Origin of the sequence: uncultured Granulicatella sp. (assembly GCF_938030755.1) — a bacterium.
Classification (GTDB): Bacteria; Bacillota; Bacilli; order Lactobacillales; family Aerococcaceae; genus Granulicatella.
Genome location: NZ_CALHIF010000017.1, coordinates 16,068 through 37,787 on the forward strand (window position 1 = coordinate 16,068; position 21,720 = coordinate 37,787).

22 protein-coding genes are annotated in these 21,720 nt (G+C 37.7%); 4 read left to right on the plus strand and 18 right to left on the minus strand.

Features of this window, described 5'->3' with window-relative positions; all coding sequences use genetic code 11:
• Positions 1-4: 4 nt before the first annotated feature.
• The 7 genes from Q0594_RS01690 to Q0594_RS01720 form a co-directional block, all read right to left on the minus strand.
• On the minus strand, positions 5-1,087 hold the full coding sequence (locus Q0594_RS01690; RefSeq protein ID WP_298729312.1) for an ABC transporter substrate-binding protein: 1,083 nt from the start codon (positions 1,085-1,087) through the stop codon (positions 5-7).
• 77 nt (positions 1,088-1,164) lie between these two features.
• Positions 1,165-2,148 carry an ABC transporter permease gene (locus Q0594_RS01695; protein WP_298729313.1) on the minus strand — a complete coding sequence of 328 codons (984 nt, stop codon included), beginning with the start codon at positions 2,146-2,148 and terminating at the stop codon, positions 1,165-1,167.
• Positions 2,149-2,166: 18 nt separating this feature from the next.
• Positions 2,167-3,663, minus strand: coding sequence for a sugar ABC transporter ATP-binding protein (locus Q0594_RS01700; protein WP_298729314.1), 1,497 nt, complete (start codon positions 3,661-3,663; stop codon positions 2,167-2,169).
• The gene (locus Q0594_RS01705) at positions 3,656-4,027 is read right to left on the minus strand and encodes a PTS lactose/cellobiose transporter subunit IIA (RefSeq protein ID WP_298729315.1); all 372 of its coding nucleotides are present in this window, start codon (positions 4,025-4,027) and stop codon (positions 3,656-3,658) included. The genes Q0594_RS01700 and Q0594_RS01705 overlap by 8 nt, the downstream gene beginning before the upstream one ends.
• A 4-nt stretch (positions 4,028-4,031) precedes the next feature.
• The gene (locus Q0594_RS01710) at positions 4,032-4,328 is read right to left on the minus strand and encodes a PTS sugar transporter subunit IIB (protein WP_298729316.1); all 297 of its coding nucleotides are present in this window, start codon (positions 4,326-4,328) and stop codon (positions 4,032-4,034) included.
• A gap of 18 nt (positions 4,329-4,346) precedes the next feature.
• Positions 4,347-6,113 carry an L-fucose isomerase gene (locus Q0594_RS01715; RefSeq protein WP_298729317.1) on the minus strand — a complete coding sequence of 589 codons (1,767 nt, stop codon included), beginning with the start codon at positions 6,111-6,113 and terminating at the stop codon, positions 4,347-4,349.
• 19 nt (positions 6,114-6,132) lie between these two features.
• Positions 6,133-6,855 carry a class II aldolase/adducin family protein gene (locus Q0594_RS01720; RefSeq protein ID WP_298729318.1) on the minus strand — a complete coding sequence of 241 codons (723 nt, stop codon included), beginning with the start codon at positions 6,853-6,855 and terminating at the stop codon, positions 6,133-6,135.
• A gap of 140 nt (positions 6,856-6,995) precedes the next feature.
• Here Q0594_RS01720 and Q0594_RS01725 point away from each other — a divergent pair, with 140 nt between their 5' ends.
• Positions 6,996-7,748 carry a DeoR/GlpR family DNA-binding transcription regulator gene (locus Q0594_RS01725; RefSeq protein WP_298729319.1) on the plus strand — a complete coding sequence of 251 codons (753 nt, stop codon included), beginning with the start codon at positions 6,996-6,998 and terminating at the stop codon, positions 7,746-7,748.
• Positions 7,749-7,885: 137 nt separating this feature from the next.
• On the opposite strand, the gene pepF is transcribed toward Q0594_RS01725, so the two are convergent.
• The gene (gene pepF, locus Q0594_RS01730; protein WP_298729320.1) at positions 7,886-9,694 is read right to left on the minus strand and encodes an oligoendopeptidase F; all 1,809 of its coding nucleotides are present in this window, start codon (positions 9,692-9,694) and stop codon (positions 7,886-7,888) included.
• Between the two features lie 94 nt (positions 9,695-9,788).
• On the opposite strand from pepF, the gene Q0594_RS01735 reads away from it, so the two are divergent.
• Entirely contained in the window at positions 9,789-10,514 is a 726-nt protein-coding gene (locus tag Q0594_RS01735; RefSeq protein WP_298729321.1) for an N-formylglutamate amidohydrolase, read from the plus strand.
• Positions 10,515-10,547: 33 nt separating this feature from the next.
• Here the strand turns inward: Q0594_RS01735 and Q0594_RS01740 are convergent, their stop codons facing one another.
• From Q0594_RS01740 to trpX, 5 genes are all read right to left on the minus strand, one after another.
• Positions 10,548-10,808 (minus strand): hypothetical protein, encoded by a 261-nt coding sequence (locus tag Q0594_RS01740; protein ID WP_005606913.1) that lies wholly within the window; start codon positions 10,806-10,808, stop codon positions 10,548-10,550.
• A gap of 52 nt (positions 10,809-10,860) precedes the next feature.
• Positions 10,861-12,408, minus strand: a complete 1,548-nt coding sequence (locus Q0594_RS01745; RefSeq protein WP_298729322.1) for a ClC family H(+)/Cl(-) exchange transporter — start codon at positions 12,406-12,408, stop codon at positions 10,861-10,863.
• Between the two features lie 95 nt (positions 12,409-12,503).
• Entirely contained in the window at positions 12,504-13,286 is a 783-nt protein-coding gene (locus tag Q0594_RS01750) for an ATP-binding cassette domain-containing protein (RefSeq protein ID WP_298729323.1), read from the minus strand.
• Positions 13,287-14,183 carry an ABC transporter permease gene (locus tag Q0594_RS01755; RefSeq protein ID WP_298729324.1) on the minus strand — a complete coding sequence of 299 codons (897 nt, stop codon included), beginning with the start codon at positions 14,181-14,183 and terminating at the stop codon, positions 13,287-13,289.
• A gap of 106 nt (positions 14,184-14,289) precedes the next feature.
• Positions 14,290-15,324: a tryptophan ABC transporter substrate-binding protein gene (gene trpX / locus Q0594_RS01760; protein WP_298729325.1), complete on the minus strand. Its 1,035-nt coding sequence runs from the start codon at positions 15,322-15,324 to the stop codon at positions 14,290-14,292.
• A gap of 494 nt (positions 15,325-15,818) precedes the next feature.
• Between trpX and Q0594_RS01765 the strand changes: the two genes are divergently transcribed.
• The gene (locus Q0594_RS01765) at positions 15,819-17,330 is read left to right on the plus strand and encodes a flavocytochrome c (RefSeq protein WP_298729326.1); all 1,512 of its coding nucleotides are present in this window, start codon (positions 15,819-15,821) and stop codon (positions 17,328-17,330) included.
• Positions 17,331-17,407: 77 nt separating this feature from the next.
• On the opposite strand, the gene Q0594_RS01770 is transcribed toward Q0594_RS01765, so the two are convergent.
• A complete protein-coding gene (locus Q0594_RS01770) occupies positions 17,408-17,638 on the minus strand; it encodes a hypothetical protein (protein WP_298729327.1) in 231 nt (76 codons plus the stop codon).
• Positions 17,639-17,699: 61 nt separating this feature from the next.
• On the minus strand, positions 17,700-18,146 hold the full coding sequence (locus tag Q0594_RS01775) for a flavodoxin (protein ID WP_039849122.1): 447 nt from the start codon (positions 18,144-18,146) through the stop codon (positions 17,700-17,702).
• Positions 18,147-18,641: 495 nt separating this feature from the next.
• Here Q0594_RS01775 and Q0594_RS01780 point away from each other — a divergent pair, with 495 nt between their 5' ends.
• Positions 18,642-19,529, plus strand: a complete 888-nt coding sequence (locus Q0594_RS01780; protein ID WP_298729328.1) for a cation diffusion facilitator family transporter — start codon at positions 18,642-18,644, stop codon at positions 19,527-19,529.
• A 39-nt stretch (positions 19,530-19,568) separates the two neighbouring features.
• On the opposite strand, the gene Q0594_RS01785 is transcribed toward Q0594_RS01780, so the two are convergent.
• The 3 genes from Q0594_RS01785 to Q0594_RS01795 all read right to left on the minus strand — a co-directional run bounded on the left by Q0594_RS01785 (position 19,569) and on the right by Q0594_RS01795 (position 21,482).
• Positions 19,569-20,336, minus strand: coding sequence for a class A sortase (locus Q0594_RS01785; protein ID WP_298729329.1), 768 nt, complete (start codon positions 20,334-20,336; stop codon positions 19,569-19,571).
• A gap of 3 nt (positions 20,337-20,339) precedes the next feature.
• Positions 20,340-20,960 carry a class I SAM-dependent methyltransferase gene (locus Q0594_RS01790; protein WP_298729330.1) on the minus strand — a complete coding sequence of 207 codons (621 nt, stop codon included), beginning with the start codon at positions 20,958-20,960 and terminating at the stop codon, positions 20,340-20,342.
• Between the two features lie 249 nt (positions 20,961-21,209).
• On the minus strand, positions 21,210-21,482 hold the full coding sequence (locus tag Q0594_RS01795) for a GNAT family N-acetyltransferase (RefSeq protein ID WP_298729331.1): 273 nt from the start codon (positions 21,480-21,482) through the stop codon (positions 21,210-21,212).
• Positions 21,483-21,720: the final 238 nt, after the last annotated feature.

The window sequence follows — 21,720 nt, forward strand, 5'->3', positions numbered from 1 at the left end:
TTTTTTATTCGTATAGTAAAGCTTTGATTTCATCGCTATCGATGTTCTTAGCGTCATACCATTTAGAACCAGTATCCACATCTTTAACTGTTTCACCTTTAGCTGCTGCAATTGCTAATTTAACAGCTTGGTACCCAATTTGAACTGGGTCTTGAGTTACAGAACCAACGAAGATTCCTTTACGGATAGCATCTTGTTGTAATGCACCTGAGTCGAACCCAACAGCTAAGATCTTGTCTGCGCCAAGTTTAGATTCTTTGAAACCGCCGTTAGCATTGATGATTGCTTTTGCAGCGAATTCGTTAGAACCATAGATTGCGATAGTGTCTTCTTTTTCAAGAACTGTAGAAGCTTCAGTTTTACCTGCAGCATCATCAACTTGTGCTGGAACACGAACTTCGATAACGACTTTAGCATCTGCTTCATTTACATCGTTTTTGAATTTGTCATGTCCAGTTACAGCGGTTTTAATACCTTTTTTATTTAATAATTCAACCATTTTATCAATGAAACCTTTTGTTCTTTGAGTGATTGAAAGTGAGTTCACTTCTTGAGAAACAACACCGATACGAACAGGAGTATCACCAATTTTCTTTTCGATTAGAGGGAACATATGTTCTGCTGCATTTCCTCCAGCAGCATGGTTATCTGTAGAAGCAGTCGCTTTAATTGCTCCTTCTGGTGCCCCTGGAACCCCTGAGTCAAATCCAATAATAGGAATATTTTTAGATTGTGCTTGTTTAATCGCATCTAATTCTGCCTCTGTATCTAATGCAGCTAAAGCGATTGCTTTTGGATTTTTGTTAATCGCGTTATTTAATTGTTCCAATTGTTCTGCAATAGCTGTTTCATTTTGAGGTCCTACGAATGTAAGTTTAGCCCCAAATTCTTGAGCTGCTTTTTCAGCACCTTTGTTAACAGCTTTCCAGAAGTCATGTTGGAAACCTTTTGCGATCACTTCTACTTTGAAGTCGCCGCTTGATTGAGTTTTTCCACCATCAGCATTTGATTTATTTGATGTACATCCTGCTAATAATGCAGAAGCACAAGCTAGAGTTGCAATAGCATATTTGAATGACTTTTTCATAATGTTTTCTCCTTTATATGTCCTTTTTGATCCTTCTAAGAAGGAGTCTTTCCAACTCATTGTGTACAATATCAAACTTATTTTTTCTTATTCATGCGGATTAAGATATCTGAGTAAACGGCAACGATTACAACGAAACCTGTGATGAATAATTGATAGTGTGGTTGTAAGTCGATGTATGGTAAACCAATCTTCAAGACAGACATAATGAATACCCCGATGATAGTACCAACAACAGAACCAACCCCACCAGCAAGTGAAGTACCACCAACTACAACTCCGGCAATGGCATCAAGTTCCATACCGTTCCCTGTACCAGGAAGGATTGTTGAATACGTTGCAGCATATGCAATACCAGCAAGCCCAGCAAGAAGTCCACTGATAACATAAGCCATACCTTCCCATTTGATAACGTTTACACCTGAAAGTCTAGTAGCTTCTTTATTTGAACCAATGGCGAAAATGTAACGACCAATTTTTGTTTTATTTAAAACAATGGCTGCAATAATTGCTACGACAATCAAAACGATCAATCCGGTCGGAAAATTATCTTGCGTTCGGAATAAGTCTTTATACCAACCTTCTCCTGTTCCACGTAATGGGAATGTCACACTTTGTACGTTAGACATGATTGAACTTAAACCACGTGAAATCATCATTGTACCAAGCGTTGCGATGAATGGTGGTAATCCAAATTTTGCAATTAAAATTCCGTTGAATAATCCAAATACACCTCCAATCACTAATATTGCCAACAATGCTAGCCATAAAGGCCAACCCATTTTTGTATGGAGCACTCCACCGATGATGGCAGAACACATCATTACTGTACCGATTGATAAGTCAATACCACCGGTGATAATAACGAATGTTACCCCAATTGCTAAGAACCCAATATAATAAGATGCGTCTAAAATGCTGACCGCTGTATCAAACGAACGGAACGATTCACTTGAGACTGCAAAGAATGTGAAAATCACGATCAACGCGATTAATGCAATTAACTTTTGTAAACCAACTGATTTTACCAGTTTCGTCCATAGAGACTTTTTCTCTTCCATATCTATACCTCTCCTCGTTTATCGATCTGTTGCTAATGCTAAGATGCGTTCTTGAGTTGCTTGACTGATATCAAGTTCCCCTGTCTTACGACCTTCACACATGACAACAATCCGATCGCTCATACGTAAAATTTCTGTCAGCTCAGATGAAATCATAATGATTGATTTTCCTTGAGCAACCAGTTCATTCATTAATGAGTAAATTTCACTTTTCGCACCAACGTCAATTCCTCGAGTTGGTTCGTCAAAAATTAGAATATCGCTATTTTGTTCTAGCCATTTCGCAATAACAACTTTTTGTTGGTTACCACCTGATAAGTTACGAACTAGTTGTTTTGATGATGGTGTTTTCGTTCTTAATTGTTTAACGAATTCATCGCTGACTTTCACAATTTCACCGTCATCAATTAAACCACCTTTGATGTACTTATCTAAATTCGTCATTACTGTGTTATTGGCAATAGTCATATCCACGATACATCCATAACGTTTACGGTCTTCTGAAAGATATCCGATACCTTCTTTAATAGCATCTTGAGGATTTTTAATATCAACCTCTTTACCATTAATTTTAATAGTTCCACTATCTTTCTTATCCGCTCCAAATAGTAAACGAGCTACTTCTGTACGACCCGCTCCCATTAATCCAGAGAACCCTAAGATTTCACCTTTATGAAGCACAAAGCTTACATCTTTTACGTGGCTTCCTGAGTTTAAATGTTCCACTTCTAATACAACTGGTGCACCTTCTGGCACTGCAGAAACCGCTTTCGGATCTTCATAAATAGTACGACCAACCATCATTGCGATGATTTCATCCTTCGTCGTTTCTTTTGTATTTACAGTTCCAACATATTCCCCGTCCCTCATAACCGTTACACGGTCCGTAATACGGGCAATTTCATCCATACGGTGAGAAATATAAATGATACCTACACCTTTAGCACGTAAGTCATCAATAATTGCGAACAACTCATTAATTTCTGATTCTGTTAACGCTGCTGTTGGTTCGTCGAAAACAATAATCTTCGCGTCCATTGACAACGCTTTCGCAATTTCAACCATTTGTTGTTTACCAACTGTTAAGTTTCCCACTTTTTCTTGTGGATTAATATCCAGTTTCAACAATTTGAATAATTCTTTTGCCTTTTTGTTTCCGGCATTATCATCAATGAAGAATCCTTTATTGATTTCTTCACGACCGATGAAGATATTTTGAGCCACTGATAAGTGGTTCATCATATTCAACTCTTGGTGCACGATTACAATCCCATCGTCCATAGCCTCTTTTGGTTTCGAATATTCTACTTGTTTTCCGTTATAGTGAATTGTTCCTTCGTTTGCTCCATAAATACCGGTCAACACTTTCATTAAAGTTGATTTACCAGCACCGTTTTCACCCATTAGTGCGTGTACTTCACCTGTTCTTAAGTCGAAATCTACACCTTTTAGGGCTTTAACAGGCCCAAACGACTTTACAATCCCCTTCATTTCAAGAATAACTGGATTACTCATGCATTTCACCTACCTGTTCCAGTTTTGTAATACGCTCTTTCAGCGCTTCTATTTGTTCTTGTTGCCCAACGATGATGTTCACAACTTCTAGCAACAAATGGCTGTTCATAAAATGATCTTGTGCATGAACAGAAAGAAGTGTTGGGCTACCGCCCTCGCCTCTAATTTCTTGCTGAATCATTTCTGTTTGAACATTATGCGCTTCAACTCCTTTAACTCTTGCTTCATCAAGGAGGCTTCTTGCAGATGAAATATCACCTGCAAGAGCACTCTTAACGGATTGCATTGCTAAAGTCGTTACTTTGCTACTTTTGACAATCAGTTGCATCAATCGTTGCGTATCTGCTTTTTTTGTTTCGCTCATTGGCTTAACCTAATAATTCAATCGCTTGTTTTAGAACTTCTTCTCCGCGCATGTTTTCAAAGTCATCGTCTGAAATTACAGCAACTGGAACGTTTAATGAAGCTTTTGCTTTTTCTTCTAAATAAGCTAATTGAGGTCCTAATAATAAGACATCAATATTTTTTAGAGTATCAATCCCAGTAATCCCTACTGAGTAGAATGAGTAATCTAATTTATCACGGTAAATTACTTCTTGAATGCGTTCAACGAGCATACTTGTTGTCAATCCACCGACACAGGCTAAAATAATTGTTTTTGTCATTTTAGTCTCTCCTTTCTATTACTTATGAATAGGTCCTAATAATTGGCATGCACGGTAGTCAGCTGATTCTAAATCTTCTGTTCCGAATAATGACCAGTTCTTAGGTCTGAAGATATCTTCTTCTGAAACGTTATGCATATTTACAGGAATACGTAACATTGAAGCAAGAGTGATAAGGTCAGCTCCAATATGTCCATAAGAGATTGCACCGTGGTTTGCACCCCAGTTATTCATTACATCATATACTGACTTGAATGCACCTTTACCTGTTAAGCGAGGAGCAAACCAAGTTGTTGGCCAACCTGGATCTGTACGGTTATCCAATGTATGGTGTACATCTTCAGGTAATTCAAGTGTGTATCCTTCTGCGATTTGTAATACAGGTCCAACACCTTTCAATAAGTTCAAGCGAACCATTGTTACAGGCATATTTCCCTTAGATAAGAAGCGAGTTGAGTAACCGCCCCCGCGGAAGTATTCGCGGTTTGCTGCTGGGAAGTCAGTATTTGCAAGCATTGCATCTACTTCACTTTGATTTAATTCCCAGAATGGTTTCATCACTGGTTCACCGTTTCTTGTAGCTTGACCAGTACCATCTAATGTACAAGAACCAGAGTTGATTAAGTGTAAGAATCCATTTTCAGCATGGCCTTCAAGTTTATGACCTGTTACACGTTCAACAGCTTCTGGACTCCAGTAAGTACGAACATCCGCAAAGATTTGTGGAGTGTTTGTTAATAAGTAGTTGAATAGCATTGATACACCGTTTAACGCATCATTTTCAGTTGCGAAGATGTATGGTCTGCGAATTCCGTTCCAGTCAAATTGAGTGTTTAGGAATGTTTCCATGAAGTCTCCGTTAGGGAAGTGGTCTGTCCATTGACGTTGACCTTGGAATCCACCAACAAGAGCATAATGACCAACTGCTTCTTCTTCGAAGCCTAGTTCAGCAAGTCTTGGGTTACCAATCATTAAGTCACGTCCAATCATGAACATCTTAATCACGAATTCCCATTGTTTATCTTTTTCTTCACGGCTTAACACTAGGTCTTCACGGTTGCGATCGAATCCTTCTTTAACGTTTTCTTTCACCCATTTAAGTGCACGTTCGAATTCTTCATGATCGTAAATGCCGCGGTCAATACGACGAGTGAATTCAGTCATATCTACTGATTCGTTACGCATTCCTAAGTATTCTTGGAAGAAGTTTGGATCTACGATGGAACCACCGATACCCATTGATACACTACCCATTGATAAGTAAGCTGTATCTCTCATTAATCCTGTAGCTAGAGCTGCTCTAGCATAACGTAAGATTTTTTCTTTAACGTCTTCAGGAATTTCTGTATCAGATGCTTCTTTAACATCTTTACCGTAAATCCCGAAAGCTGGAATTCCTTTTTGAGCGTGAGAAGCAAGAACCGCTGCTAAATATACAGCCCCTGGTCTTTCTGTTCCATTGAACCCCCAAATAGCATGAGGAATATCAGGAGACATATCCATTGTTTCACTACCGTAGCACCAGCAAGGTGTTACTGTGATGGTTGCACACACGTTTGATTTTTTGAATAGTTCGTGAGATGCTGCTGCTTCTGGTACACGACCAATTGTTGAAGGTGAGATTACACACTCAACTGGTTGTCCATCAGGGTATTTCAATGTAGACTCGATTAAAGCAGCGACACTCTTCGCCATATTCATTGTTTGAACTTCTAACGATTCGCGAACTCCTTGGCGACGACCGTCAATAGTTGGGCGAATCCCAATACGTGGATGTTGAATCATTTTTGTTCCTCCTATTCTTCTACACTTCACGAACAGTTCCGTCAGGATTATATTTCTTATATCCTGGGTGACGTCCTGTTACTTTGTAGTTTTCGCGCATCTTGAACATTTGCTCTAATTTTTCTCTTGAGATTTCTTTTTCTTCAATGCCTTTTGTTAGTAATAACATTCTTGCGTGGAAAGTTGATTTAGCCACAAGTTCTAATGTTTCCATTCTGTAGTATGCTGTAATTACATCACTACCCACTGTTAAAGCACCATGGTTTTCAAGTAACATCACGTCGTGTTCTTGTAAGTATGGTGTAATCGCATCTGGAACTTCCATTGTTGAAGGAACCCCGAATGGTGTAATTGGAATTGAACCGATAACAATTGCACTTTCAATTAGTGAATAAGTATCTAATGGAATATGCGCTAATGTAAATCCGGTTGCAATTGGCGGATGTGCGTGAACAACAGATTTCACATCGTCGCGTTCTTCATAGCAACGAATATGCATTTTAATTTCGCTTGAAGGACGATAGCCTTCGTTGGCTTCAATTACTTCCCCTTTCATATTTAATTTAACGAGTTTTTCAGGAGTGATAAAACTCTTACTGATACCTGTTGGTGTTGCGATGATGGTATCCTCATCAATACGAACTGAGACATTTCCGTCATTTGCAGCTACCCATCCTAGTTGCCACATTTTATGACACACATCACAAATTTGTTCGCGTACTACTTGTTCATCAAAATTCATAGTATCATCCCTTTCTGATTAATATATTAGCAACATAAGAAAGCGGATACAATACGTGGATGAACTATTGAACATCCTTCAAGTATTGTGCTATAATTTGTTCATAAATGTTCAAAAACGTTCAACTAGGGGGTTTTATTATGGTATCTTTCGAGCGAATGTCCCGTATTATGGATATTCTCACGAAAAGGAAAATCATCTCAACCTTCCAATTGGAAGCGTTGATGTATTGCTCCACCTCTACATTGAGGCGTGACCTGATTAAATTGGAAAAAGAAGGTAAAATCATACGTTCTCATGGCGAAGTTCGACTTGTTACTACAAACAATATTGAATACGCTTACGATAGCAGAACTCATGAAGAAACTCAGGAAAAACAACAAATTGCCGAAACGGCCTCCACTTTTTTAACAGATAACCAATCGATTTTTATCGATAGTTCATCCACGTGCGCCACACTCGCTCCTCACTTAGGAACTCTTCAAAATTTACGTGTCATTACAAACGGGATTGAAATTGCGCGTAAGTTGAACAATTATGAAAATATAACCTTGTTCTTTTGCGGGGGACATATCGGCTATGGAACAAACTCGGCTTTGGGAGATTTTGCGACGGGTTTTATCAATAATTTCCATGCAGATATTTGCTTTATGAGCTGTCGAGGGCTTGATCGTTTCGCTGCTTATGAGGCTAATCATAGTCAAGCACTTTTTAAACAACAGATGATTGCAAATTCTGACGTTGCTGTACTACTTGCTGACCACTCAAAATTCAATACGAGTCATTACTTCAAGTTATCTAATTACAATGCCATTGACTATATTGTAACCAATCAAGCTCCTGTCGAATCCTTTCAAGATACGGTAGGTGCTCAATGTGAAATTCTTTGGTAAAATTAGACAACAAAGAAAAATACATGAATTTATTTGAACATTTTGAAAGAGAATTATCTTTATCTCAAGTTAATATATATATTTATCACTTAAAATAGAAAAACGCGCTACGATTGTAGCGCGTTTTTTTACTATGATTATGCTTTTAATTCTTCTGTTAAGCTTTCTAATTGGTCTACTAAATGTCCAACGTAAGCAATTGCCTGTTTCAATGGTTCATCTGTTGAAACATCGCAACCAGCATGAATCGCTAAGTTTTTGGCAGACATGCTTCCACCTTTGGATAATGTATCTAACCATACTTTAGCATGTTCAGGGTTCTCTTCGATTTGGTTGGCAATTGCAGTACCGATTGTGAGACCTGCTGAATACGTATATGGATATAATCCCATGTAGTAGTGAGGTTGACGCATCCATGTTAGCTCTGCCCCATCGTTTACAACAAGGCTATCTCCAAAGAATTCTTGCATCACTTCTTTTTTCACGTTTGACAATACATCCGCATTCAACATTTCGTTATTATCAATCATCTTATAAATACGATCTTGGTACACAGCTTCCATATAGTGCGTTACCATGTTGTGGAAGTACGTGCGGCTAATCATATTGCTGATGACCCAACGTTTAAATCTAGCGTCTGTACTTGTTTTAAGTAAGTAATTTGAAACAATAACTTCATTACATGTTGAAGGAGCTTCAACGAAGTATAATGAACATTCATTGTTTAAAATAGATTGATGTTTTCCTGTTGACATGAAGTGGTATGCATGTCCTAATTCGTGCGCTAACACGAATACTTCGTTCATTTTACCAGTCCATGATAATAGAATAAATCCAGCAACGTTTGGAACAGTTGCACAGAAACCACCCGTGCTCTTACCGATGTTTTGCGGGAAGTCTGTCCAGCGTTTGTCATAACTTTCGTCAATCATCGCTTTATAGTCTTCGCCAAGAATGCCTAAAGCTTTCTTCAAGTACTCGCGAGATTCTTCAATCGTCATATCCACTTCGAATTCTGGATCCAAGTTGATTTTTGCATCCATAAATTGCATATCAGAAATGCCATGCTCTTTTGCTAATAATTTAATATAGCGTTGCATATGAGGCGCTAGGTCTGTCATCAACATACGAATTTGACGGTCATATAATTCACGGTCTCCATCTTGTTCGTCTAATAAGTAGTCAATGACACTGTCATACCCACGCATGGTTGCCATCATTTTTTCTTTCTTCAATTTAGAAATGTATTCATTAGCAACGGTATTTTTATAGGCATTCAATGTTTTGTAGAAGCTCTTCGCCGCAGCACGACGAACTTCTTTGTCCGCGTCCATTTCATGTAAGTTTTCGTATAATACGAAGCTATTTTCAAGTGTCTTTCCATTTGCTTCAAATGACTCGAATTGCATATCTTCGTGTTTTGTTACTTCATATAATTGATAGAAACTTGGTAAGCTGCTTAAGTTTGATAGCACTTGTTCTGCATCTTTAGAAAGCGTATGTTTCTTTTGACGAATCACTTTCTCTACAAAGTATGCTAAATCTGATCTCTTCTGGGTTACGAACTTGTTTAAGAAGTCTTCGTCTAATGAAATGAGTTCTGTCATTACAAAGCTCATGTTTTCCGCATAGGAAACGCTGACTGCTTCAAATGCTGTCGCATTTTCAACCACTTTCGGATTCAAGCGGTCTACGGTCATTGGTAATTCCGCATAATGAGAAGCACGGTATACTGCTAATTCAATCGCTTCATATTGGCGAATCGCTTCATCTAATACTTCTAAATCCCCTAATTTGTTTTCATATTTTTCTTTGAAATCTTTCATTTCTTTCTTTAGTTTGTCCAACTCTGCGTAAAACGCTTCGTCGTTTGGATAAAGTAAAGTCATGTCCCATGTAATAGAAGGATCTACTTCACTTCTTGGTACTAATTTAATTTCAGCCATAATCGTCACTCCTTTTCAGATAAATCCAATTATACACAATCTTCCTATCGTTTGCTATACTAGGACTATTAGAAAATCGAAAGTAGGTGAGTCTTTGTATATTCAAAACGAACTTTCTAATAGCGCTCTTTTACTGTCTATTCCTCATAGTGGGCTCCATATTCCAGATGAAATAGAAATTCTTTGTAATCCACTTGCCAAACGAAATCATACAGATTGGTTCCTTCCTGAATTAGCCGATGCTAATTCTTATACAATCATCCAAGCTACTGTGTCCAGATACATTGTTGATGTGAATCGATTTAAGCCGACACAGAAACACTCCATTCAACCGATTATTCCTCGAACCGATGAAGAAGGGACACCTCTATTTAAAAACTTCCCTTCAAAACAAAAACAAAGACAGTGGATTCAAAATTATTACGAGCCTTACTATCGTAAAATTGAAGAGATATTAACTCAAAAATTAAGCATTCACCAACAGGTTTTTCTTTTAGATTTACACAGTTATGACGACTCCTTTTTTCCTTCTCATGAAATGATACTCGGGAGCCGGAAACAGACTTCTATCAGTAAGAATTCTCTTAAAAGAATCGAAGATCTATTTCAAGAACAAGACCTACCTACTCGTTTAGATATTCCTTTTTCAGGAGGAAGTATTGTTGCCACATTTGGAAAGCAAGAACGCGTTGAAGCTCTACAAATAGAAATTCCTTACTCTTTCTATTTAAAGGAAGGCAAACCAGATAAAATAAAGTTTTATCAATTACAGGAAAAACTACATCATATTTTTGATCAACTCAATAACGAAAACACCTAGATACTTTCATACGATCGCATCTAGGTGTTTATTCTAATTTGTGTTTTCCTGTAATTTTTTTATTTGCTCTTCGAGGAGTTGAATCTTCTCCGCTTGAGAATTAATTTGTTCTTGCATTTTCGTCATTTGATCTTGATAGTTCTCTAATGGAGTTGATGTTGTTTTCGAGAAACTTCGGAAGATAAATACTGATAAAAATAATATTACAAGCGTTAGAATAATAAATACCCAACCTTGGTTTCTTCTGACATATTGGTTAAATGTTCTTTGAAAATTTTTCCCTGAGTTACTCATTCATCTTCACCTCTTGACTTTTCAACAGTATACCATTTATTTTGAAATATCTCTAGATGGCACTTGCAATTTTAGTCATTTGTTCGGTCATTGCACCCACTATACCTTCATCACACACAACAATTAAGATGTCACCAGACAGAAGAATCGTATCTCCTTTTGCCACTATTTCTTTAGCACCACGTCTTATGGTTGCAATAATAATCTCTTTTGGCCACTCCACTTCTCGGATTTCTTTTTCTACCAGAGGGCTATCCACCATAATTGGAATTTCAAAAGTCGTTCGTTCTCCTTTGGTAGTTGTAGAATGTTCTTTATCTAAACGTTCTGCCAACACTTCATAAATTGGATCCATTTTCAAGAAGTCAGCCACAATATACGCCACTAAAGTACAAATTCCAAGCGGCATTAATTGGTTCAATCCTCCCACCATTTCTGTTACAAGCAGTAAAGCTGTTAGAGGTGCTTTCCCAATCGCCGCAAAATACCCTGCCATCGCAAAGAACACAAAGCTAACGCGTACACTTGGGTCTACCCCTAAAAATTCAATGAGGAATTCAGCATATGCCAATCCAAGAAGAGCTCCGAGTGAAAGAATCGGTAAAAAAATCCCCCCAGGAAGTCCTGTTCCGTATGAAATCATTGAGTAGACAAAACGAATCACAAATAGCCCCACTAAAAATTGAACAGTATGATTTTCTTTAACGAGTGCTAATACTAACTCACCACCACCGCCTAAAACATGAGGATTCCACATGCCAAGAGGAATAATCAACATAAAGGCAATGAGACAGTAATTATATGGTACCACTTTTGGAAAAAGTGTCTTGTAAATCTTTGGCAAAGCTAACGTGAGACGATGGTACGCTAATCCAAAAATTGCAAGGACAATGCCAAGAAGGACAACATACCCATAATATTCCATCGGAAAACGTTGGTCATTCCCAAGGTTAAGAGATGGATGTGTCCCAAAGACATTTAATGAAATAAAGTTAGCCACGATTGCTGCTGTTAGAGTTGTCACGGCTACAAGTGGACTGAAGGTATGATGAACTTCTTCTAATACAAACATAAGTCCAGCAATCGGAGCATTAAACGCTGCAGCAAGGCCGGCACCAGCTCCACTGGAAATAAACACATTCTTCTGTACCCGATTTGCCTTAAATGTCTCTGCTACTCCTTGACCAACCGATGCTCCTAATTGAATCGAAGGCCCTTCACGTCCAAGCAAGAGTCCTGACCCAATCGAAATCGCTCCACCTACAAATTTCTTCCAGCAGACAGACCACCAATTCATATCCATCTTTCCTTGAAGTTGTAATTCTACTTGTGGAATCCCACTCCCTTTAATATCAGGATCACTCTTTACAATCTGCCCTAAAATAATCCCCATTGCAAGGCTAAACAGAATCCATACAGGAATCCATTGCGGTTGTTCTCTCAAAAATAAATAGACGTTTACTACTTGTTCTAAAATAAAACCAATCATATATCTAAATAAACTAACCGCACTACCTGCTAGTACACCGATTAATGCGCCAATAGTAATATACCCTGATTTGCGGTATCTCCTAGGGTTCAAATGACTCCAAAACTCCACTTGCACTCATCCTTTACAATTTATTCTCTTTCATTATATCAAAGTCCGTCCATAAAAAAAGGAAGAAATGAAAATTCTTTCACTTCTTCCTTTTTTTATTCACCTTGTAAGTCCGCTTCATCAAGAGCATTCATTAAACGGAATAGTTCTTCCTCTGTTAATGCTGCTTTTTCCTCTTTAACAAAATCGCGTACGATTTCTCCACGATGCATGACAATAAGTCTGTTTCCAAAATGAATCGCGTCAGATAGATTGTGTGTAATCATAAGAGCGGTTAAGTTTTTTTCTTCGATGGTTTCTTGTGTTTTCTGCATAATCTTGCGCTGTGTTTTCGGGTCAAGCGCCGCTGTATGTTCGTCTAATAGTAATAGTTTTGGAGCGTTCATCGTTGCCATGAGGAGTGAGATGGCTTGACGCTGCCCTCCTGATAAGAGTCCGATTTCCGTATGAAGACGATCTTCTAATCCAAGTCCTAGAGGGGCTAGTAAGGCTTCGAATTGTTGCAACTCTTCTTTAGAAGACATTTTAAAGATGCTACGTTTTTGACCTCGGCGGTTTGCTAAGGCTAAGTTTTCAGCCACTGTCATCCGAGGAGCTGTTCCTTGCATTGGGTCTTGGAAGACACGGCTAATGTAGGCTGCGCGTTCAAAATCCGCAGTACGCTCAATTTGATGACCTCCAAATGAAATCGTTCCTTCGTCTAAAGAAAAATTACCAGCAATCGCGTTTAGGAAAGTCGATTTCCCGGCACCATTTCCTCCAACAATCGTGATGAAGTCTCCTTCTTGAATCGATAAGCTGACGAGTTTTAATGCCTTATGCTCACGAGATGTTCCAGGGAAAAATGTTTTTGATAAATGCTGAATTTCGATACTCATTTAATTTTCCCCCTTTCTATGACGTGTGCTCTTTTCCTGAATCCAACTTTTCATTTGCGGCACTGTTAAACAGAATGCAATGAGTGCTGCTGAGATGAGTTTAAAGTCGTTTGCTTGGAAGACATTGAGTAATAATACAAGCATTAATAGTAAACGGTAAATAATCGATCCGTATAGAATGCAGACAAGACGTCCAACGAATGATTCGTCGGCGAAAATGACTTCACCGATAATAATTGCAGCTAATGCAATAACAATGGTTCCAAGACCTGAGTTCACGTCTGCATATCCATTATTTTGTGCTAAAATCGCACCCGCTAAAGCAATCAGAGCGTTTGATAACATCAAACCAAATACTGTCATCTTACGCGTGTTAATTCCAAGTGCACATGCCATCTTTTCGTTGTCCCCTGTTGCAATGAGCGCTTGTCCAAATTCTGTTTTGAAGAAGCAGTACATCAAGAAGATTAAAAATCCAATAATGATAAGCCCCATAATGATGATGTCAAAATACTTTGGTAAGCCTAGTTTTGAAAGTGCACTAAAAATGGTATCTTGCCCAAGTAGTGTAATATTCGCTTTTCCCATCACTCGTAAGTTAATCGATAGGAGAGACGTCATTGTTAAAATCCCTGCTAATAAACTTGGGATTTTACAAACCGTCATAAGGAACGCCGTCACACCACCAGCAAGCGCTCCAGCAATCATGGCTACAAGCGTTGCTAAAAACGGGTTCACCCCTTGTTGAATCAAAATCACACAAGTGGCAGCACCAAGAGGAAAGCTCCCCTCAGTCGTCATATCTGCAATATTTAAAATTCGAAAACTAATGAATAATCCTAGAGATAATACACCCCATAATATCCCTTGAGAAATCGAAGAAATTACTAAATCCATTTCGAAAAAAATCCTCCTCTGAAACGATCAATATGACTTTTACATCATATTGTGTATGAATCTCCACCTCATATAGTCGTTATCATATCAACGTTTCTAAACTATCTTATTTATTTGTTGGTGTTACTTTTTGTGCATCTTTTAAGATACTGTCTGGAATTGTAATGCCTAATTTTTTCGCTTTTTCTTCGTTGACATAGACAACACCTTTGTTTGCTAATGTGATTGGTGTATCGGCTGGTTTTGCACCTTTTAAGACTTTTACCACTACTTTAGCTGTTTCTACACCGATTTGGTATTGGTCAACCCCTACTCCTAATACTCCACCGTCAGCAACCATTGTATCCGCTGATGGGAATACTGGAATTTTAACTGCATCTGTTACTTGAACCACTGTTGCCATTGCACTTGCAATTGTGTTATCGATTGGAACAAAGATAGCATCTACTTGGCTTGCTAAACTTTCAGTTACTTGTTGAATATCATTTGTATTCGCAATCGTTGACACTTTAACTTCTAGTCCTAATTCTTTCGCTGCTTTTTGAGCTTCTTCGGCTTGTTTCACGGAGTTATCTTCACTTGAAGTGTATAGGATTCCCACTTTCTTCATGTTAGGAAGAACTTGTTTCATGATTTCTAATTGTTGTTTGATGGGTGTACGGTCACTCACCCCTGTGATATTGTTTCCTGGTTTTGATTCGCTTGCGATTAGGCCTGCTTCAACTGGATAAGTAATCCCACCCATGATAATTGGTGTTTCTTTTGTATTGTTCGCTAACGCTAATGTTGCAGGAGTTGTAATCCCTACTAAGATGTTGTTTCCGCCTGAAACTAATTTTTCAGACATGCTTGCTAAGTTACTTTGATCTCCTTGTGCGTTCTGAAGGTCGATTTCTAAGTTTTTACCAACTTCGTATCCTTCATTTTTTAATTCGTCTTGTAAACCTTTATAAATGGCATCTAACGCTGGGTGGCTAAGTAATTGTAATACCCCAACTTTAACATTTTCTGTTTGTGTGGATGCTGTGTTAGTTGTATTTGTTTCTTTATTTTTGTCTCCTGATTGATTGAAGAATAGTGCTCCTATCACTACTAATACTAATAATACTCCAAATAAATAAATGCCTTTGTTCTTTTTCATGTTGAATTCCTCCAAAATTGAATATGATATTGCAAACTCTATTAAAAAAAGAGACTACGTATTTCACTACGAGTCTCTCATACAAATAGAAAGACCACGTCAGCTCTAGTCTATAGATCTACGTGGTCGAGTTTGCTTTAAAAGATAAATTCCACATAGATACAAGTTCACGTCAATGAAGGTTGTATCTACATGTACAAATGTACGTTAAGAACAACCTGTATCTAGTGGCTTTGCCAACGCGTATTTAATTTTAATACGATACAAATGTTTGCCATGTTCTTAACTCCTTTTCTAGTGATGTGTTCATTATGAACGCAAATGTCCTCGGTGTCAACTATTTTTTCAAAAAGATGATTTTTTATTTTTATCTATTTCTATAAACACATTGTTATTTCTTAAACAATTCTTTATTTTTTATTGAGGTTTTCTTAAATCTGTGCTATTATATCAAAGGAAATTAATAAAATATTTTTTCACAAAGGAGAATAAAAATGAGAAAAGGAATTATAGCTAGTTTAGCTTTATCTTCCGTACTATTACTAGCAGCATGCGGAAATAATAGTTCACAATCTTCGTCTTCAGCTAAAGAAACAACTACTACAACTGCTGAAGCTGTTGCAAGTGCTTCTGCTCAAAAATATGCAGACCCTTCAACATTAAAAGAAAGCTACGATGTTATCATCGTTGGTTCAGGGGGTGCTGGTCTTTCAGCTGCCATCCAAGCTAAAGAAGCTGGTTTAAATCCAGTCATCTTGGAAAAAATGCCAACTGCGGGAGGAAATACTACAAAATCTTCAGCTGGTATGAATGCTTCTCAAACAAAATTCCAAGAAAAAGAAGGAATTCAAGATTCTAACGATAAATTCTATGAAGAATCACTAAAAGGTGGACATGGAACTAACAATCCTGAACTACTTCGTTACTTAGTAGATAATTCAGCAAGCGCCATTGATTGGTTAGATTCAATGGGAATTACACTAAGTAATTTAACAACTACTGGTGGAATGAGTCAAAAACGTACTCACCGCCCTGCCGATGGTTCAGCTGTTGGTGAATATTTAGTAAATGGATTATTACGTAATGTTTCTGAAAGAGAAATTCCATTATTCGTCAATGCAGTAGTGACAAAAGTGAATGAAAAAGACGGTAAAGTAACTGGAGTAAATGTAACCATTGACGGTAAAGAAAAAACAATCTCTGCAAAAGCGGTTGTTCTAACGACTGGTGGATTTGGTGCAAACATGGAAATGGTTACTGAATACAAACCAGAATTAAAAGGTTTTGTAACAACAAACCAAAAAGGATCTACCGGTGACGGAATTGTTTTAGCAAAAGAATTAGGCGCTGCTACTGTAGATATGAAAGATATTCAAATTCACCCAACAGTAGAACAATCCACTTCAACATTGATTTCTGAATCTGTTCGTGGTGAAGGTGCTATTCTTGTGAACCAAGAAGGGAAACGTTTCTACAATGAAATGGAGACTCGTGATAAAGTATCACAACAAATCATTGGATTAAAAGAAAAATATGCTTACTTAATCTTCGACTCAGCTTTAACTGAACGTGCAAAAGCTGTTAAGTTCTACGAAAAACGTGGACTAGTGAAAAAAGCTGACACGATTGAAGCCCTAGCAAAAGAAATTAATGTTCCTGCTGATGCTTTAAAAGCAACATTAGAGACTTGGAATAAAGCTGTTGCTGATAAAAACGACTCTGAATTTGGCCGTAAAACTGCAATGGATCATGACTTATCTAAAGGTCCTTACTACGCAATCCAAATCGCTCCTGGTATCCACCATACAATGGGAGGATTGAAGATTAATACAAAAGCTCAAGTTCTTAAAGAAGACGGTTCTGTGATTCAAGGTCTCTATGCGGCTGGTGAAGTAACAGGTGGCGTTCACGGTGAAAACCGTATCGGTGGTAACGCTGTTGCAGATATCATCATCTTTGGTCGTCAGGCAGGTGCCCAATCTGCTGCTTATGCAAAAGAAAACTAATTAATTTCCAAATATACAAAAACGAAAAACTCTGAAGCTGTGCTTCAGAGTTTTTTTATGAAATAAGTTATAAAAGACTAATCCTCATCTTTAATATCAATATCTTCTGGAATAGGTTCATCCAAGTATTTTTGATATTCTTCCAAAAGTCTCTCACGTTGTTTTAAGAAGAAATCGAACTGAGAGGAGTTTAAAAGTACCTCTCCTTCCACTTCTACCGTCTTCACTTGCTTTGTTTGGATTAAATGCATGAGATATCCTAAATCGATTTCCAAATTCTCTGCGGTTTGTTGCATAGTATAATACATCCTTTTCCTCCAATAAAAAAACTACCCTAAACGAATGATCTAAGGTAGTCTGCATTTTCAATTATGCTAAAGCTTCAACGAGGCTTTGTGCGAAAGCTTGGATATGTTCGATATCTTCTGCTTCTGCGTTTAAGTCTACTAAGACATTTTCAGCACCCTTTTTGGCACCTGTTTTTGCAAATTGAGCATCAAAATCTAATACTGATTGGCAGAACTTATCGTAGAAAGTATCCCCTGAGCCAAGCGCTCCGTATACTTTCCCTGTTAAATCTTCTTCCTCTAATTCTTCATAGAAGTCAACGATTTCATCAGGTAAGTCGCCATCTGTTCCGTAAGTATATGTTGCGACAACATTAATATCATAATTATGGAATTCGCTTGCTTGTGCTGAAGTACATTCTTTCACATCTACTTCTACTCCACGTTCTTCTAATGCTTCCGCTAAAATATCTGCAATCTCTTCTGTATTACCTGTTAAACTTGCATATACAATCAATGCTGTTGCCATGATACCACTCTCTTTCTCATTCAATACAACGATTATAACAAATCCACTACCCCTCGTCTATTCTTTCTGACTAAACTCCTACAGGAACTCCCTCACCTATGCTTACTATTCTCCCAAAGCAACAAAAGATATTAAAAAAGGCGGGAAGCACACATAAACTCTCTGCACAGCTCCATTTTTCTGAGGTAAATCTGGTTTAAATCAATTCTTGGACCTTACGGATTTTATCATCACCATAATAGGGAATGATATTCAATGGGAATTAGTGGGAGTGAAAGCTTGCTTCCTACTCCCACTTTGAGGCTTGAAAGGTGCAAGACCCAGGCTTGCACCGGTATCCTATTATGGTAATGATAAAAAGTATCCGTAAGGATACCCAAGAATTGATTTACAAAATTATTCACCGAAAATTTTTTGAGGCTTTTTAGGTATACTTTATCAATTGCGCCCCATTTTAAAAAGCTTTAGTATAGTAAAGAAATTAATTTTTAGGAGATGACAATTTTGCCATTATCAGCAACGGATCGCCTCAAACAAGCCAAACGTGGAGCCCTTTTAAGTATCGGTACATATATCTTTTTATCCGCAGCAAAACTGTTCGTTGGAAAACTCTTCAACTCCGAAGCTCTGTTCGCCGATGGTTGGAACAACTTTACAGACGTGATCTCATCAGTACTTGTATTCGTTGGGTTACGCTTATCTCAAAAACCAAGCGATGAAAACCATCTATACGGCCACTGGAAATTCGAAACGATTGCCAGCCTTGCGACTTCATTTATCATGTTCTTTATTGGGATTGAAGTCGTCAGAAATGCCTTTCAAGCATTCCTTACCCCAGTAACGGAGGCTCCTTCGCTCATTTCTTCCATCGTTGGATTCTTCTCAGGCATTGTGATGATTGGTGTATACTTCTACAACAAGAATCTTGCTGCGCGCATTCAGTCGCTAGGACTTAAAGCAACCGCTAAAGATAACTTAAGCGATGCGATGACTAGTTTCTTGACGGCCTTAGCGGTGTTATTTGCTTCTCTTGGCTTACACTGGCTCGATAATATCATGGCTTTCGTCGTCGGTCTTCTCATTGTCCGCACTGCTTACGAAGTATTTACTGAAAGTGCCTTCCAATTAACAGATGGCTTCGACCAAACTGAACTAGATAAATATATTCCAGTTATCCTACGTCATCCCGAAGTGAAAGATATTCGTGAAATCAAAGCCCGTCGTTATGGGTCAAATACTTATATCGACTTAACGGTGTGTATGGACGAAGACTTAACTGTTTTCAAAAGTCATCAAATAACGGAATTTATTGAAAAAGAGCTTTACGATGAATTTGCTATATCATTTATCGATATTCACGTTGAACCTTATCCTTATGACTAAAAAATCCCAATCTCTTTTTGAAGAGATTGGGATTTTTTACTATTGAATCGTATTAAAGTTTAAGTTGAACGCCTGTTTTACAGAATCACTTACTTCGCTAACAGGAGTTTTGGAAACGTATTTCCCTTTAAAACAATAACGTTTTGTTGCATTGTAATCATCACACGTAATTAAAGTAATTTCTGTAACACCAGGTTGATCATTAATGACTTCCACTCGTGTTGGTTCGATTAATTCTACGGACGTTGTTTCATATTCATACACATACTCTAAATCTGTTGTATAAATCTTATCTCCGACCTTCAAATTGACAAGTGGAGAGAATAATAAAGTCATATCTCCGAAATAATTATGGCTGGCCAATGCGTAATTCCCTTGCCCCATTTTCTGTGTTGGTTTCATTGTTCCCGCACCTGAGAGAAGGACTTCATTCGCCAATCCTTTATAAATGGGTAAATTCAACTTCACACTTGGAACTGCGATTTGTCCCAGTGTTAAGAATGTCCCCTTTTTCATATTGGCTTTTAAGACTTGATTTAAATCAATCGGTTCTACTTTAGAAAAGTCAAATTCCGCTTCTTGCAATTCATTGGCTTTAACCGCTGACAATGTTAACGAAGAATTAATTCGAGACTGTTCTGCTTGTAGTCTAGATAATAAGAATGTACGAATCGGATCCGCAGCTAACAAGATGGCAGCAATCACAAATAAAATTGACGCCAAAAAAATTCTCCAGCTGAATTTTTTCTTTGGCTTATGATTCTTCTGTTGGTTTCGACTATTTCTTCTTCCTTCTATTTTTTCCATACATCAATCCTCTTTCTCTTTTATGCTCACAAGAATCCAATATCCCTTATCTAAAGCAATGCGCTCTACATTGCCAAAGACTTCTTGCATTTTCTTTTGCGCACTTGGAGCACCTTGTTTCTTCTGAATTACGATGACAAGTTGCCCACCATTCTCTAAATGGTCATAAGCCTCTTCTAAAATACGATGAACCACTTCTTTTCCTGCACGAATCGGCGGGTTACTAATAATGACAGAATAGTCATTCGCATTTACTTCATCATAAATATAACTTTCGTGAATCGATACATTTTCAATCCCATTCGTCTTAGCATTTCGGTAGGCTAATTCTAACGCACGTTCATTGACGTCTACCATCTCAACATGCATCTTCGGATAGGCCTTTGCAAAAGACAAACCCATCGGACCATAACCACAACCAACATCTAACAGTTTTCCTTCCTGAAAAGAAGAAGGAACTTCATAAGACTCAATCAGTAACTGGCTTCCAAAATCAATCGTATTTTTTGAAAACACTCCATTGTCACTAACAAACTGAAAAGAAAATCCTTTTAAAACATAACTAAACTGTTTCTCTTGACTCTTACTATTTGGTTGATGTGTATAATAGTGATTTTGATTCATGAGTATCTCCTTTCTTTGTATCTTTCTTCATACTAGCATAAATCACCTTTTTTCCAAAACAAAAAACCCGCTGTTTGGGAACAGCGGGAAAAGGTTAGGAGGGTTTACTAATAAAAAAATGTTGGGAGTTCATTTTTTTATTTGGGAGAAGTAAACCTTAGGTGTTTTATTGGGTATGAATAGATTATAGAGGTTAGTTTTGATTTTTTTGTGAATTTTACTTTGAATTTTTTTAAAATGAAACTTTTTTTATATTTTGATATCGTCGTAGTCAGTACATTTTTTGAATAATTCTACTACGTACGAACAAATTGGGCGAACTTTTAAGTTTTCCTCTCTTGCATACACCGCTAATCGTTCTACTAATTGACGTGCTACTCCTTGTCCACGAAGACTAGGATCTACAAAAGTGTGATCCGCAGCAATCACTCCCTCTTCTTCTGGAGTATACGTGATTTCAGCATCCACTTCCCCTGCAGCATTATAATGTCTAAACGCTTGATTTTCTTGAACAAATTCCATTAATGAGTCCCCCTTAATAGTTCTATCTTTAGTATACGACTCAATGAGATAGAAATCGAAGAATGTGATTCAAAAATGGTATCATTTGTTAACCATATACCCTATAATTATCTAAGGTCATAAACTTCTGCAGTTTTAGCAGTTGCTGCTGTTTCGGATTCAGCCAATCGTCGCAACTCAAGCAGACGATTCTATAAGAACTCGTCATACAATTTAATTATTTTCCTGCCTATTTGAC

Bases quoted from the DNA above. Each gene is read 5' to 3' on its own strand.
- Q0594_RS01725 (WP_298729319.1), top strand. From the start codon at position 6,996: ATGGTATCTTTCGAGCGAATGTCCCGTATTATGGATATTCTCACGAAA.
- Q0594_RS01720 (WP_298729318.1), bottom strand. From the start codon at position 6,855: ATGAATTTTGATGAACAAGTAGTACGCGAACAAATTTGTGATGTGTGT.
- Q0594_RS01775 (WP_039849122.1), bottom strand. From the start codon at position 18,146: ATGGCAACAGCATTGATTGTATATGCAAGTTTAACAGGTAATACAGAA.
- Q0594_RS01740 (WP_005606913.1), bottom strand. From the start codon at position 10,808: ATGAGTAACTCAGGGAAAAATTTTCAAAGAACATTTAACCAATATGTC.
- Q0594_RS01700 (WP_298729314.1), bottom strand. From the start codon at position 3,663: ATGAGTAATCCAGTTATTCTTGAAATGAAGGGGATTGTAAAGTCGTTT.
- Q0594_RS01695 (WP_298729313.1), bottom strand. From the start codon at position 2,148: ATGGAAGAGAAAAAGTCTCTATGGACGAAACTGGTAAAATCAGTTGGT.
- Q0594_RS01750 (WP_298729323.1), bottom strand. From the start codon at position 13,286: ATGAGTATCGAAATTCAGCATTTATCAAAAACATTTTTCCCTGGAACA.
- Q0594_RS01790 (WP_298729330.1), bottom strand. From the start codon at position 20,960: ATGAATCAAAATCACTATTATACACATCAACCAAATAGTAAGAGTCAA.
- trpX (WP_298729325.1), bottom strand. From the start codon at position 15,324: ATGAAAAAGAACAAAGGCATTTATTTATTTGGAGTATTATTAGTATTA.
- Q0594_RS01785 (WP_298729329.1), bottom strand. From the start codon at position 20,336: ATGGAAAAAATAGAAGGAAGAAGAAATAGTCGAAACCAACAGAAGAAT.
- Q0594_RS01770 (WP_298729327.1), bottom strand. From the start codon at position 17,638: ATGTATTATACTATGCAACAAACCGCAGAGAATTTGGAAATCGATTTA.
- Q0594_RS01755 (WP_298729324.1), bottom strand. From the start codon at position 14,183: ATGGATTTAGTAATTTCTTCGATTTCTCAAGGGATATTATGGGGTGTA.
- Q0594_RS01710 (WP_298729316.1), bottom strand. From the start codon at position 4,328: ATGACAAAAACAATTATTTTAGCCTGTGTCGGTGGATTGACAACAAGT.
- Q0594_RS01780 (WP_298729328.1), top strand. From the start codon at position 18,642: ATGACAATTTTGCCATTATCAGCAACGGATCGCCTCAAACAAGCCAAA.
- Q0594_RS01690 (WP_298729312.1), bottom strand. From the start codon at position 1,087: ATGAAAAAGTCATTCAAATATGCTATTGCAACTCTAGCTTGTGCTTCT.
- Q0594_RS01715 (WP_298729317.1), bottom strand. From the start codon at position 6,113: ATGATTCAACATCCACGTATTGGGATTCGCCCAACTATTGACGGTCGT.
- Q0594_RS01795 (WP_298729331.1), bottom strand. From the start codon at position 21,482: ATGGAATTTGTTCAAGAAAATCAAGCGTTTAGACATTATAATGCTGCA.
- Q0594_RS01765 (WP_298729326.1), top strand. From the start codon at position 15,819: ATGAGAAAAGGAATTATAGCTAGTTTAGCTTTATCTTCCGTACTATTA.
- Q0594_RS01705 (WP_298729315.1), bottom strand. From the start codon at position 4,027: ATGAGCGAAACAAAAAAAGCAGATACGCAACGATTGATGCAACTGATT.
- pepF (WP_298729320.1), bottom strand. From the start codon at position 9,694: ATGGCTGAAATTAAATTAGTACCAAGAAGTGAAGTAGATCCTTCTATT.